Source organism: Paraburkholderia sp. A1BS-2L, from assembly GCF_051125205.1.
Classification (GTDB): domain Bacteria; phylum Pseudomonadota; class Gammaproteobacteria; order Burkholderiales; family Burkholderiaceae; genus Paraburkholderia.
Genome location: NZ_CP120432.1, coordinates 341,110 through 355,022, shown reverse-complemented (window position 1 = coordinate 355,022; position 13,913 = coordinate 341,110). Strand labels below are relative to the sequence as shown.

The following is a 13,913-nucleotide window of genomic DNA, read 5'->3' as shown; positions in this document are numbered from 1 at the left end:
CGCTGTATGCAAATCCGCATGCGGTAGCTCAGAAAAACTGCTTTGACGACGAGATTCCGTGCTCGGATGATTGCCGGGCACCGCTCAAATCGAGCAGCTTTTGCATCCGCTGTGAGTCAGGGCAGTCGTGGCAGGGACCGCACCCGATTCCCGGCGATAACAATCTCGGAGGCGTCATGTCAGGAAATCGTGGAGTTGTGTATGTGGAACCCGGAAAGGTCGAGGTGCGGAGTATCGCGTTCCCTGAGCTTTCCGATCCGGCCGGTCGCAAAGCCAGTCACGGGGTCATCCTTCGGGTTGTTGCCACGAACATCTGCGGTTCCGACCAGCATATGGTGCGTGGTAGGACTACTGCGCCGGCAGGGCTCGTACTGGGACACGAAATAACGGGCGAAGTGATCGAAACCGGCTCAGACGTTCTCACGCTGAAAAAGGGCGATCTCGTTTCGGTGCCTTTCAACGTCGCGTGTGGACGCTGTCCGATGTGCAAGGCACAGAATACGGGCGTGTGTCTGACCGTGAATCCCGCGCGCGCTGGAGGTGCGTACGGCTATGTCGATATGGGCGGCTGGATAGGCGGGCAGGCCGAATTCGTGATGGTGCCCTACGCTGACTTTAACCTGCTCAAGTTCCCCGACCGGGATCGGGCCATGGAAAAAATTCGCGATCTCACCTGCCTGTCCGACATCCTGCCGACTGGATACCACGGAGCGGTGACGGCGGGTGTTGCTCCGGGTGCCACGGTGTACGTCGCGGGCGCGGGCCCCGTTGGCCTTGCTGCAGCGGCATCTGCGAGGCTCATTGGTGCCGCGGTGACTATCATTGGCGATGTAAATCCCAAACGGCTGGAGCATGCCAGACGCGTTGGCTTCGAGACGGTCGATCTTTCTGAAGATGCTCCGCTAGCAGACCAGATTGCCAATTTGCTGGGCGAGCCCGAAGTCGATTGCGCCATCGATTGTGTTGGTTTCGAAGCACGCGGACATGGGCACGCGGGATCTCAGGTCGAGGCTCCGGCGACAGTGCTGAACTCGCTGATGGAGGTCACGCGAGTCGCCGGAAAGATTGGCATTCCAGGCCTGTATGTGACTGACGATCCTGGCGCGAGCGATACAGCAGCACAGAAAGGCAGCCTCTCCGTTCGACTTGGGCTTGGTTGGGCGAAGTCGCATTCCTTCTTCACCGGGCAAACCCCTGTCATGAAGTACAACCGAAGCCTGATGCAGGCAATCCTCTGGGACCGCCTGAATATCGCAGATGTAGTCAATGTCACTGTCATTGGCCTGGACCGGGCGCCAGACGGATATGCCGAATTCGATTCGGGCGTGCCGAAGAAATTTGTTATAGATCCGCACGGCAGCCTTAAGGCTGCCGCATGACCTGCTCGAATCTGACTGGATGAAGCCAACGTCTGCATAGGGTCTCAACATTGCGACAAGGCAAGCCTTGTGACGTTACATAAATTGACGCCGGTCATAGGCCGGCGCGTTCTCGAAAAGAAATCGTGGTGGGTTCGGGGTGCAGGAATTCCTCCAGGTAAAGCGCACTCCAGAAGAACGCAGCCGATGCAGCAGTGGTGTCTTGTGCGGTCCGGTTGGCCCCTCAAGCGGGGCGCGCAACGAAACGCCAGCACTCCATCTGCGAGACATCGCAACGGCTTATCGGGCACCAGTCGACTCCGGTTCGTTTGTAGGCACCAGGGGCACTGGCCCCTGTAAACGGACGGTCGTGCCGGTGCCGCCTACACACAGCTTTCAGCCTTCACGCGTAAGGTCGACAAACGGACCATATGCTATCAACGATAGGTATCCGTCAGGAGGGATCTTGCCTGTTCGTGCACATTCTATATCCGTCAAGCTCACACTGATATTTGGCGCCGCTCTGACCATAACGATCATTGCGATTACCTTGTTTGCGACGTTCAATGTCCGCCGTCTGGCAGAACAGAACTTCAACGAATCGAGCATAGGCCACATCCGTCAGATCGACATGAGTTTGAAGGACATGTTTAGACTGATGCGCGATAACGTGATGTTCGTGTCGAACACGCCTTTGGTGCAGTCCGCAGACGAGACGGTGACGAATTACCTGATGCATGGCGGTGCGATGACGCCCGACAAGAATGGGGGTGTCGAATCACAGATATATTCTTTGTTCAAGGAGTTCGGCGAGAGCCACGCGGATTTGCGCTACGTCTACCTCGGAACGCGGTGGGGCGGTTATATCCAATGGCCGCAGAGCAATCTGAACACCAGGTATGATCCACGTGATCGTCCATTTTATGAGAAAGGCATCCAGTCACAGGGGGAGGTCCGTCGCACTCCTGCATACAGGTCATTTGGGGATGACAACGGGGCCGTCATCAGCTTTGTGCGTCCTGTCCGGAATGCACAGGGTCAGCCAACAGGTGTCTTTGGCATGGACATCTCGCTCAACAGTCTTGCAAAAATGGTTGCGCAGGTCCGATTTGGCCACACTGGATATCTGATGATTGTCGAAGACGGTGGGAACGTGCTCGTCGACCCGCACAACCCCGCAAACGCCTTCAAATCGATAAAGGAACTCGGTGGCGGCTATCGCGACCTCGCGCAGACCGCCAACGGCGCACGCTCGGTGGAACTGGATGGCATCCGTTACGACAGTGTTGTTTATACGTCGCCCGACCTAGGGTGGAAATATATCGGTTTGATTCTGCGCTCGGAAATGATGGCCGCGGCAAACCGCCTGACCCTCGCCCTGACGTTCGGTGGCGTCCTTTTGATCATCGGATCTCTTCTTTTGACAATCGTGTTGGGGCGCCGGCTGACTGAACCACTTCGGCAACTGGCGGACGGAATGAAGGAGATAGCGTCTGGAGACGGAGACTTGACCCGCCGCCTTCCCGTAACGAGTGGCGACGAAGTCGGAATATTGGCCATGCAATTCAACGCGTTCGTCGAGAAACTCAACCGAGTGCTGCTCGACGTCCGTGCCAGCAGTGAGACCGTACGAATCTCCGCGAGTGAAATCGCGGCAGGCAACGCAGATCTCTCTCAGCGAACTGAGCAGCAGGCCTGCGCACTTGAGGAAACGGCGGCCAGTATGGAGCAGCTAACGTCGACAGTAAGGAACAATGCCGACAATGCGAGGCAAGCAAGTGCGCTCGCTGTTGAAGCGACCGATGTGGCGCACTGCGGCAATGACGTCGTCGAACGGGTTGCGCACACAATGAGCGCGATTACCAAGAGTTCCGGTCATATCGCAGAAATTACGACGTTGATCGAAGGTATCGCGTTCCAGACCAACATCCTCGCACTTAACGCCTCGGTAGAAGCGGCTCGGGCGGGCGAGCAGGGGCGGGGCTTTGCGGTCGTCGCGGGTGAGGTACGCAGCCTCGCACAACGCTCGTCCGTCGCAGCGAAGGAGATTAAGGAGCTGCTCGATTCGTCGGTGACCAGGATTCAGCAGGGTTTTGTTCTCGCTGGCGAGGCGGGACAGACGATGTCGGAGATGACACGTGCGGTCAGCCGGGTGGCGAGCATTACGGGTGAGATCGCCTCGGCGTCGGATGAGCAGAGCCGGGGTATCGAGCAGGTGAATTTTGCAATCGCTCAGATGGACGATGTCACGCAGAAGAACGCGGCACTTGTTGAGGAGGCGGCAGCCGCATCGCGTTCGCTGGAACGAGAGGGGCGTCAACTGAATGAGGTTATAGCTGGGTTCCAGTTGCGACATCCCGACTAGCAGGTCGTTGGATCGACGCGCGGCGGAGTTCGCCTTGCAGGTGAGAACGTAGGCAGATCTGTACGCCACGCTTAAACGTGGCGAACAGTTGCGCGGAACGTGTGCTTCATCGTCTGAAGTTGACCTGATAGATAGCAAGTACATCGATTTCAGCTCCAATCTTTACCGGGGATGACTACACGTCCGATCCCTTCCATTTGCACTCTGGTATGGGTTTTTGATCCGTGCGTGGTTGCTTCTTATTTCGCTCAATTTATTAGGAATGCGATTGAATTGAAGGATCTTGAAAACAACGTCGTATGTGGAACAAATGTTTTCTGAAATTGCAAGGGAATAAGTGGTCTATCTGATCCCGCTGCATGCGTTGAAGTCATGCTGTGGTGAACAATATTTCGGTTTCTCTTGTCGTGCACGCTTCCTATAATCGCCACACATAAACCGATGTTCCGCACTTGGAACGTAATTGAGAGCCGATCTGAAGGAAGGGTGGGAGATGTCTGAACAATGGGTATGCGCCGGGCACGTCGGCGCGCTGTCGGAAGACACGCCAATGGAGTTCAAGCGGACCGATGGCGTGGAGATCGGAATCTATCGTGTCGGTGACGAGGTGTACGCGCTAGAAAACGTGTGCCCACATGCCTATGCACTGTTGACGCAGGGATTCGTCGATGAAGGCACGGTCGAATGCCCGCTACACGAGGCGGTATTCGACATCAGAACAGGCGAGTGCCTGAAAGGACCGGGTGGTCGCGGGCTGAAGCAGTACGCCGTGCGCCTCGCCGGCGAGGAAATCCAGATCAAGGTGGAATGAATGAAAGAAGCAATCCTGAACTTCAATCCTTTTCTGAAGCCGTGGCTAGCGTCGTCGCCGAATAACGTTGCGGGCAAGGGCGAGATTGAAATCCCGGGTGAAGTGGAGAACCGCATCTGGCAGACGCGGAAGGCCGAGCCCACGGAATATGAGAACGATTTCGGTGACGCGCTCGAACGCGTATTCGAGACCGGCGCGGTCGAATTGGACGATGTCGTCGCGGGCCTGAACCGCATCGGCTTTCGCACGATGGACGGCGCGTCGTGGACCGTCGAGCGCTTCCGCGCAGATATTGCCTCGCTCGCGAAATGACCGCGAGACGCGTCGACCCGCCGACAACCGCATCCGGAGCACACTGATGACGTCCCCCGCAGAACACGCAACCCAACATGACCCGGTCCGTAACTACCTCGACCGCGGCATCAAGAACTACTGGTATCCCGTCGCGCCGAGCTGGCAGGTGTCCACTGCGCCCGTCGGGCTCACGCGCCTGTCCGAGCAGATCGTGCTGTGGCGCGACCACGATGGCAAGGTCCACGCGCTCGAAGATCGCTGCCCGCACCGAGGCGCGCGTCTGTCATTGGGATGGAACCTCGGTGGCAACCTCGCATGCTGGTATCACGGCATCGAAGTCGATGGCGGCGGTACGGTCAACAAGGTCCCGGCAGTTGCGAACTGTCCGCTCGAGGGCGCGAAGTGTGTGAAGTCGTACCCGGTCCAGGAAAAGGCCGGTGCGATCTTCCTGTGGTTCGGCGACGAAGCGCACGGCGAGCCGGCACCTCTGAACCTGCCCGAGGAACTGGTCGCCGACGAGTACGCGCACTTCCTGTGCGTGTCGAACTGGAACTGCAACTACCAATACGCCATCGACAACGTGATGGACCCGATGCACGGCGCGTACCTGCACGCAACGTCGCACTCGATGGCCGAAGGCGACAAGCAGGCCGACATGCGAGTGCGCAAGACGGAAACGGGTCTGATGTTCGAGAAGACCGGCCAGCGCGACGTGAACTTCGATTGGGTCGAGCTCGGCGAAACCGGTTGCCTGTGGATGCGCCTCGCGATTCCGTACAAACAGAAGTTCGGCCCTGGTGGCAGCTTCGGGATCGTTGGATTCGCGACGCCTGTGGACGACGACCATTGTCAGGTCTATTTCTGGCGGACGCGCAAGGTTAGCGGCTGGCAGCGCGACGTGTGGCGCTTCCTGTATCCAAATCGCCTGGAGGGTTTGCACTGGGCGGTTCTTGAGCAGGATCGCTACGTTCTCGAAAGCCTCGCGCCAAACGCGCGCGATCACGAATACCTGTACCAGCACGACGTTGGGATCACGCGTGTGCGCCGGATGCTGCGCCAGCGCGCGCAGGAGCACCTGTCCGCGCTCGATGCACACCGCGCGATGCGGACGGCTTCGGAGACCGCGAATGGTTGAGCCCGCACCGGTCGTGTCGCTCAGGGGTCTCCGCGTGCTCGTGACGGGTGGCGCACGTGGTCTCGGCGCAGCGTTCGTGAAGGCGCTCGTCGAAGCGGGTGCGCAGGTCGCATTCGGCGACGTGCTGGCCGACGAAGGACTTGCGCTCGCTTCGCAGCTTTCGGAAGCAGCCCATGCTGCGCATTTTTTCGCGCTCGACCTCGCCGATCCGGTGAGCGTCGACACATTCGTCGCGCAGGGCGCCGCGGCGCTCGGCGGCATCGATGCGCTGATCAATAACGCGGCGATCACGAACTCGGGCGGCAAGTTGTCGACGGAACTCGATGTGTCGACCTGGGACGCCGTAATGAACGTGAACGTGCGTGGAGCATGGCTCGTCAGCAATGCGGCGCTGCCGCACCTCGCGCAGTCGGGTCGCGGAGCGATTGTGAACCTTGCATCGGACACAGCGTTGTGGGGTGCGCCGAAGCTGCTCGCGTACGTCGCCAGCAAGGGCGCGGTAATTGCGATGACGCATGCGCTGGCGCGCGAGTTCGGCACTCATGGCGTAACGGTCAATGCGATCGCGCCGGGGCTGACCGAAGTCGAGGCGACGGCCTACGTTCCGGCCGAGCGGCATGCGTTCTACATGCAGGGTCGCGCGTTGACGCGGGCGCAGATGCCCGAGGATGTGACGGGCCCTGTCCTTTTCCTGCTGTCGGACGCCGCGCGCTTCGTGACCGGCCAATTGCTGCCGGTGAACGGCGGCTTCGTGATGAACTGAACTTTTCACTCTGAAGGAGATGACGATGGCGGACGCCGATCTCGAACGCAAGTCGTGGGACCAGCCGGAAGGCACAAGCTTTGGCGACTGGATGGAAGGGCGCGTCGCGCGCTATGCGACGCGGCGCTACGACTGGGACGCACTGAAATTCCAGGCCGACTACGACCCGAAGTACCGCCGCGCTCAGATGCGCTATGTGGGCACGGGCGGCACGGGTGTTGCGAAGGACATGAATGCGGTGCCCGCGGGCGGCTTCACGTTCTCTACGATGGTGATTCCTGCCGGCAACATCGGCCCGAGCCACATTCATATCGACGTCGAGGAAATCTTCTTCGTGCTGCGCGGCAAGATGAAGGTGATCTGCGAGCGGCGCGAAGGCGAGATCTGGGAAGCGATCCTCGGCGAGCGCGACCTGATTTCGGTGCCGCCGGGCGTGTATCGCACGGAAATCAACATCGGCGAGGAAGACGCGCTGATGTGCGTGATGCTCGGCTCGCCGAAGCCTGTTACGCCGACATATCCTCCAGATTCGCCGCTCGCGAAGATCAAGCGCTAAGGCGAGTCGGGCGAAGCTATGAGTGTCATCGATAAACGGGAACGCGACTGTGCCGCGGAGTTCACAGCGCTGCTCGAGCAGTTTCCCGAGCAACGCTGTGCAACTGGCGTGGCTGGCACGATCGGCTACCGTGAGGCCGGCGCTGAGCATGCTGATCACGCGTTCCCCGTCGTGCTGTTGCATGGGATCGGCTCGGGTGCCGCATCCTGGGTGCGCCAGCTCGACGCGCTCGGCGCTTCGCGGCGCGTGCTCGCGTGGGATGCGCCCGGTTACGGCGTTTCGACGCCCGTGCATGGCGCGTCACCCGCCGCCTCCCAGTACGCAGCATCGCTGAACGCGTGGCTCGAGGCACTCAGCATCGAACGCTGTGTGCTGGTCGGGCATTCACTCGGTGCGATCGTTGCGGGCGCTTTCGCCCGCGCGACGCCTGGGCGGATCGCCGGGCTGCTGCTTATCTCGCCCGCGGGTGGCTATGGCAGTTCGCCAGCCGCAACGCGCGAGTCCCGCCGCGACGCGCGGCTAGCGATGCTCGCTGAGCTTGGACCGGCCGGGCTTGCGGAGCAGCGCAGCGGCAACATGCTGTCGCCCTTCGCGAAAGAGGATGCACGTGCATGGGTGCGCTGGAACATGGCGCGCATTGTGCCCGCCGGCTACGCGCAGGCGACGCACTTGCTTGCCAATGCTGATCTCGCATCCGAACTTGAGGGCTTCTGCGGCCATATAGCGGTGGCCGTCGGGGCGAACGATGCAATCACGCCGCCCACCGAATGCCAGCGAATCGCAGCCGCCGCACACATCGAACTGCAGGTGATTGCACAGGCCGGGCACGCAGGCTACGTCGAAGCGCCTGGCCCGTATTCCAAGCTGATCGGGTCGTTTTGCCGCCAGTGCGACACACAACGGAGCGCGGCATGAGCGAACCGTTGAGGGAAGAGGTCGCGGTTGGAAAAAGCGAGGCGAACTATCTAGTGCCGGGTCTTGAGCGAGGTCTGCGGATTCTCACTGAATTTTCACCACGCGAACCCGTGCTCGGTGCGCCGGAGTTATCGAAGCGACTTGATATTCCACGCACAACGGTATTTCGTCTGCTGCAGACACTCGAATCGCTGGGCTTTATCGAGCGCATCGACAGGGAGCGCAACTACAAGCTGGGGATAGCAGTGTTGCGGCTCGGGTTCGAGTACCTGAGTTCGCTCGAGCTGACCGATCTCGGCCTGCCCGTGATCGAGAGCCTGCGCGACTCGACTGGCTTTACGACGCATATCGTCGTGCGTGACGGCCGGGAGGTGGTCTTCGTAGCGAAGGCGCAAAGCCACGCTCCGGGTTTTGGCTCGATCTGGGTAAACGTTGGCACGCGGCTGCCAGCGCATGCGTCAACGCATGGTCATGTGCTCATGGGCGACCTGTCACTGAAGGAATTGCGAGTCTTGTATCCCGAGGGACAACTCGAACGCCTGACGAAGGCGACACCGGAGACCGTAGATACTTTGTTTGATGTGGTGAGCGGACACGCGCTGCGCGGTTATGCGCTTGGGAATTCGGCATTTGAACAAGGTATTTCAGTCGTCACAGCGCCGGTACGCAACCACACGCAGCGGGTCGTTGCATGTATCACGGTGACGGTACCGCGCCCTGAGATCGACTCGACACTGATCGAGGACGGCCTGATCGACAAGGTACAAAGCGCAGCGGCGGAACTGTCGCGGCGGCTCAACTACCGCTCGGATAGCGGGCACACGTTTCTTAAAGCTTTGGGACTGAGATGATAGAGATCGATTTGAGCGGCCGGGTCGCGGTCGTCACGGGCGGCTCGTCCGGCATCGGGCTCGCGACGGCTGAACTGCTTCTGCAGGCGGGCGCGTCGGTCGCCATTTGCGGCCGGGATGGCGAGCGTCTTGCGCGGGCTGAAGCCCTGCTGCGCGACAGCTTTCCGGACGGACAGTTGCTTGCCGCACGCTGCGACGTGCTCGATGAGTGCGATGTCGCTGACTTCGCACAGGCCGTGTCTACGCGCTTCGGCCACGCTGAGATGCTGATTAACAACGCTGGTCAGGGCCGCGTGTCGACGTTCGCCGACACGAACGACGACGCATGGCGGGAAGAACTGAATCTGAAGTATTTCAGCATCATCCGGCCGACGCGCGCATTCCTGCCGATGCTGCGAGACACGCCCGAACCCACGATTACCTGCGTCAACTCGCTCCTGGCATTGCAGCCGGAGCCACATATGGTCGCGACCTCCTCGGCGCGTGCCGGGGTGCTGAGCCTCGTGAAATCACTCGCGACCGAACTTGCGCCGCAGCGCATTCGCGTCAATTCGATCCTGATTGGCATCGTCGAGTCAGGTCAATGGCGCCGCCGCTACGAAACACAGGCGCAGCCCGGGGAAAGCTGGGACGACTGGACGAGCGCGCTCGCACGCAAGAAGAACATTCCGCTCGGCCGCTTCGGCCGTCCTGAAGAAGCCGCACAGGCGCTCTTTTATCTCGCTACACCCTTGTCGTCGTATACGACGGGAAGCCACATTGATGTTTCCGGAGGCGTTGCACGTCATGTCTAACAAAACCACCGTCGGCGAACTGATCGCCGCTTTTCTTGAGCAGTGCGGCGTCAAGACCGCTTTCGGCGTGATCTCGATTCATAACATGCCGATCCTCGACGCGATCAACACGCGCGGCAAGATCCGCTACGTTGGCGCACGCGGTGAAGCGGGCGCGCTAAATATGGCCGACGGTCTCGCACGCGTGTCGGGCGGATTGGGCATCGCTTTCACGAGCACGGGCACGGCGGCCGGCAACGCCGCAGGTGCGATGGTGGAGGCGCTGACGGCCGGCACCGCGTTGCTGCACATTACCGGCCAGATCGAGACGCCGTATCTGGATCAGGACCTCGCGTATATCCACGAAGCGCCCGACCAATTGACGATGTTGAGCGCAATTTCGAAGGCTGCATTTCGTGTGCGCTCGGTCGAAACGGCGCTTGCGACTGTGCGTGAAGCTGCACGTGTTGCACAGACGGCGCCGAGCGGTCCCGTCAGCGTCGAAATTCCGATCGATATTCAGGCGGCAGAAGTGGAGTGGCCGGCCGACATGACCGCGCCGCACATCACCGCGCTCACGCACGACGTAAAGCGTGTTGAGCAACTCGCCGACGAACTCTCGAAGGCGAAGCGTCCGTTGCTGTGGCTCGGCGGCGGCAGCCGTCATGCGCGCGCGCAGGTCGAGCGTCTCGTCAAGCTCGGCTTTGCCATCGTGACGAGCGTGCAGGGCCGCGGCGTGTTGCCCGAAGATCATCCCGCGACGTTAGGCGCGTTCAACGTGCAGCCGGCCGTCGAGAAGTTCTACAAGACCTGCGACGCGCTGCTCGTGGTTGGCTCGCGTCTGCGCGGCAACGAAACGCTCAAGTACAAGCTCGCACTGCCGCAACCGCTGTTCCGTGTCGATGCCGATGCGCTTGCCGACAACCGCGGCTATCGCAACGAACTCTTTATTCACGGCGATGCGGCTGCTGTGCTCGATCAACTTGCGACGCTCCTCGAAGGCCGCATGAAGATCGATCCGGCTTTTGCCGACGATCTCGCAGCGACGCGCGAAGTTGCCGTCGCTGAAACGGGCAAGGGGCTCGGTCCGTACAAGCGTCTCGTCGACGTCCTGCAACAAGCAGTGGGCCGCGACTATAACTGGGTTCGCGACGTGACCATCTCGAATAGCACGTGGGGTAACCGCATGCTGAAGATTTTCCAGCCGCGCGCGGGCGTGCATGCGCTGGGAGGCGGCATCGGCCAAGGCATCCAGATGGCGATTGGTGCGGCGCTCGCGGATGTGGCCGAGAAAACGGTGTGCCTCGTCGGCGACGGCGGCCTGATGGTCAATGTCGGCGAACTGGTGACGGCCGTCCAGGAAAACGCGAACGTGATGATCGTGCTGATGAATGATCAGTGCTATGGCGTAATCCGCAACATCCAGGATGCCCAGTACGGCGGTCGCCGCTGCTACGTGCAACTGCATCAGCCGGATTTCGCACAATTCTGTGCGAGCTTCGGCCTCACGCACTATCGCATCACGTCGCTCGGCGACGCCGACGAGATCATTCGCGAAGGCATGTCGAAGTCGGGCCCGGTGATGGTCGAAGTGGACATGTTGTCGGTCGGCTCCTTTGCATCCGCGTTCGCCGGCCCTCCCGTGAAGAAAGAAACGCCCGAGGAGCACAAGTATGCATAACTCACATGCCCATGCACCGGTCGATATTGCGATGATTGGCTTTGGCGCAATTGGCGCGACCGTCTATCGGACAGTCGAACAAGACGCGGCGCTTCGCATCGCACACGTGATTGTCCCTGAGGAGCAATGGTCTGCCGTGCGCGAAGCGGTTGGCGATGGTGTCGAAGTCGTGTCGTCGGTCGATGCACTCGCGCGTCGCCCCGAGTTCGTACTCGAATGCGCAGGTCACGGTGCGCTCCTCGATCATGTCGTGCCGTTGCTCAGGTCGGGCATCGACTGCGCTGTCGCCTCTATCGGTGCGCTGTCGGATCTTGCGCTTTTCGAGGCACTGTCGAAGGCGGCCGACGAGGGCGACGCAAGGGTGACGCTGCTATCCGGCGCGATCGGCGGGATCGACGCGCTCGCTGCTGCGAAGCAGGGAGGGCTTGACGAAGTGCTATATGCAGGCCGCAAGCCGCCGCTCGGCTGGCTCGGTACACCAGCTGAGGATCTGTGCGACCTGCGCGCGATGACCCAGGAGAGGGTGATTTTCGAAGGCACTGCGCGCGATGCTGCGCGACTATATCCGAAGAACGCGAACGTCGCGGCGACGGTCGCGCTCGCGGGCCTCGGCCTCGACGCGACGCGCGTGCGTCTGATCGCCGATCCCGCCGTCGAACGCAACGTGCACAGGATCACCGCACGCGGCGCATTCGGGGAGATGTCACTCGAAATGAGCGGCATGCCGCTGCCCGATAACCCCAAGACTTCCGCCTTGACGGCCTTCAGCGCGATCCGCGCGCTGCGCAACCGCGCGGCTCGCTGCGTGATCTGACCGGGCAATTCAGGCAATTCACGCAATTGAACGCCCACCTGCGCGATGGCGGGGTGGGCGCGCAGAGACAGACTTGTAGGACCTCTGAAATGAGTCAATTCGATACGAGCCTTGTACCCAACGGCGACATCCTTATCGGCGGCGAGTGGCGGCGTGGTCGTGGCGCGCCTTACGCAAGCATCTATCCGGCCGACCAGTCGCTGAACATGGAAGTCTCGACGGCGAATGCGCAAGACGCGTCCGAAGCCGTCGAGGCCGCCGACGCGGCCTGGCGCCACGCAGGCTGGGCCGAGCTGAAGCCGCACCAGCGCGCGCTGGTGCTCTACCGCATCGCGGATCTCATCATGCAGCACCACGAAGCGCTGGCGAACCTGCAGCGGCGCGACAACGGCAAGCCTATCGCCGAAACGCGCGTGCTGGTGGCGAGCGCGGCGAACACGTTCCGCTATTACGCGGCGTGCCTGGAAACGCTCGACGAAGAACTGACGCCGTCGCGCGGCGACTACCTGACGATGAGCGTCTACGAGCCGATCGGCGTGGTCGCGGCAATCACGCCGTGGAACTCGCCAATCGCCTCCGACGCGCAGAAACTCGCGCCCGCGCTCGCGGGCGGTAACGCGGTGGTCCTCAAGCCGGCGGAAGTCACGCCACTCGCGTCGCTTGCGCTCGCGCGCATCTGCGAGGAGGCCGGCGTGCCGAAAGGCGTGCTTAGCGTGCTGCCAGGAAAGGGCTCGGTGATCGGCGACGTGCTCGTGCGTCACCCGCTCGTGAAGAAGGTGTCGTTTACCGGCGGCACCGACGTGGGCCGCGGCATCGCGCGCATCGCGGCTGAGAAGCTGATGCCGGTGTCGCTCGAACTCGGCGGCAAGTCGCCGACTATCGTGTTCGACGACGCCGATATCGATCACGCGGTCAACGGCGTGTTGTACGGAATCTTCAGCTCGTCGGGCGAGGCGTGCATCGCGGGTTCACGGCTGTTCGTGCAGCGCTCGATCTACGACGCGTTCATGCGGCGTCTGGTGGAGGGCGCGCGCAAGCTGCGCGTGGGCGACCCGACGCGGCCCGACACGCAGATGGGGCCGCTGATCACGGCCAGGCATCGCGAATCGGTGGAGCGCTACGTGGCGCTCGGCCTCGAGGAAGGCGGGCGACTGTTGTGCGGCGGCGAACGCCCGTCGGGCGACGGGCGCGAGAACGGCTTCTTCTACCAGCCGACGATTCTTGAAGGATTGCCGAACAGCGCGCGCATCTGCCAGGAAGAAATCTTCGGGCCGGTGCTGGTCGCGATGCAGTTCGACGACGAAGCGTCGCTGATCGCGCAGGCGAACGACAGCGCGTTCGGTCTTGCCGCCGGCATCTGGACGCGCGACTACAAGCGCGCGTGGCGCACCGCGCGTGCGCTCGAAACGGGCACCGTGTGGATCAACACGTACAAGCTGTTTTCGATCTCCACTCCGTTCTCGGGCTGGAAGGAGAGCGGGATGGGCCGTGAGAAGGGGCGTCTGGGCATCCGCGAATACATGCAGCAGAAGAGCCTCTACTGGGGCTTGAACGACGCGCCGCTGCCGTGGGCGAATTGAGCGAAGGGGAATGACGC

At 61.4% G+C, this 13,913-nt stretch carries 13 protein-coding genes; all 13 read left to right on the top strand.

From position 1 onward, the window contains the following. The first annotated feature begins 176 nt into the window (after positions 1 to 176). Entirely contained in the window at positions 177 to 1,379 is a 1,203-nt protein-coding gene (gene fdhA, locus P5W98_RS35480) for a formaldehyde dehydrogenase, glutathione-independent (protein WP_421028863.1), read from the top strand. 445 nt (positions 1,380 to 1,824) lie between these two features. Continuing rightward, positions 1,825 to 3,723, top strand: coding sequence for a methyl-accepting chemotaxis protein (locus P5W98_RS35475; RefSeq protein WP_421028862.1), 1,899 nt, complete (start codon positions 1,825 to 1,827; stop codon positions 3,721 to 3,723). Between the two features lie 493 nt (positions 3,724 to 4,216). Next, a complete protein-coding gene (locus P5W98_RS35470; protein ID WP_421029108.1) occupies positions 4,217 to 4,534 on the top strand; it encodes a non-heme iron oxygenase ferredoxin subunit in 318 nt (105 codons plus the stop codon). Beyond that, entirely contained in the window at positions 4,535 to 4,846 is a 312-nt protein-coding gene (locus tag P5W98_RS35465; protein ID WP_421028861.1) for a recombinase-like helix-turn-helix domain-containing protein, read from the top strand. It begins immediately after the preceding gene. A 46-nt stretch (positions 4,847 to 4,892) separates the two neighbouring features. Continuing rightward, the gene (locus P5W98_RS35460; protein WP_421028860.1) at positions 4,893 to 5,963 is read left to right on the top strand and encodes a Rieske 2Fe-2S domain-containing protein; all 1,071 of its coding nucleotides are present in this window, start codon (positions 4,893 to 4,895) and stop codon (positions 5,961 to 5,963) included. Then, positions 5,956 to 6,726: an SDR family oxidoreductase gene (locus tag P5W98_RS35455; protein WP_421028859.1), complete on the top strand. Its 771-nt coding sequence runs from the start codon at positions 5,956 to 5,958 to the stop codon at positions 6,724 to 6,726. Before P5W98_RS35460 ends, P5W98_RS35455 begins: the two co-directional genes overlap by 8 nt. 25 nt (positions 6,727 to 6,751) lie before the next feature. Next, positions 6,752 to 7,282 carry a cupin domain-containing protein gene (locus P5W98_RS35450; protein WP_421028858.1) on the top strand — a complete coding sequence of 177 codons (531 nt, stop codon included), beginning with the start codon at positions 6,752 to 6,754 and terminating at the stop codon, positions 7,280 to 7,282. An 18-nt stretch (positions 7,283 to 7,300) separates the two neighbouring features. Then, positions 7,301 to 8,197 carry an alpha/beta fold hydrolase gene (locus P5W98_RS35445; RefSeq protein ID WP_421028857.1) on the top strand — a complete coding sequence of 299 codons (897 nt, stop codon included), beginning with the start codon at positions 7,301 to 7,303 and terminating at the stop codon, positions 8,195 to 8,197. Next, the gene (locus tag P5W98_RS35440; protein ID WP_421028856.1) at positions 8,194 to 9,048 is read left to right on the top strand and encodes an IclR family transcriptional regulator; all 855 of its coding nucleotides are present in this window, start codon (positions 8,194 to 8,196) and stop codon (positions 9,046 to 9,048) included. Before P5W98_RS35445 ends, P5W98_RS35440 begins: the two co-directional genes overlap by 4 nt. After that, positions 9,045 to 9,842 carry an SDR family oxidoreductase gene (locus P5W98_RS35435; RefSeq protein ID WP_421028855.1) on the top strand — a complete coding sequence of 266 codons (798 nt, stop codon included), beginning with the start codon at positions 9,045 to 9,047 and terminating at the stop codon, positions 9,840 to 9,842. The genes P5W98_RS35440 and P5W98_RS35435 overlap by 4 nt, the downstream gene beginning before the upstream one ends. Further along, positions 9,835 to 11,502, top strand: a complete 1,668-nt coding sequence (locus P5W98_RS35430; protein ID WP_421028854.1) for a thiamine pyrophosphate-binding protein — start codon at positions 9,835 to 9,837, stop codon at positions 11,500 to 11,502. The genes P5W98_RS35435 and P5W98_RS35430 overlap by 8 nt, the downstream gene beginning before the upstream one ends. Then, entirely contained in the window at positions 11,495 to 12,316 is an 822-nt protein-coding gene (locus P5W98_RS35425) for an aspartate dehydrogenase (protein WP_421028853.1), read from the top strand. The genes P5W98_RS35430 and P5W98_RS35425 overlap by 8 nt, the downstream gene beginning before the upstream one ends. 89 nt (positions 12,317 to 12,405) lie before the next feature. Continuing rightward, the gene (locus P5W98_RS35420) at positions 12,406 to 13,896 is read left to right on the top strand and encodes an aldehyde dehydrogenase (RefSeq protein WP_421028852.1); all 1,491 of its coding nucleotides are present in this window, start codon (positions 12,406 to 12,408) and stop codon (positions 13,894 to 13,896) included. Positions 13,897 to 13,913: the final 17 nt, after the last annotated feature.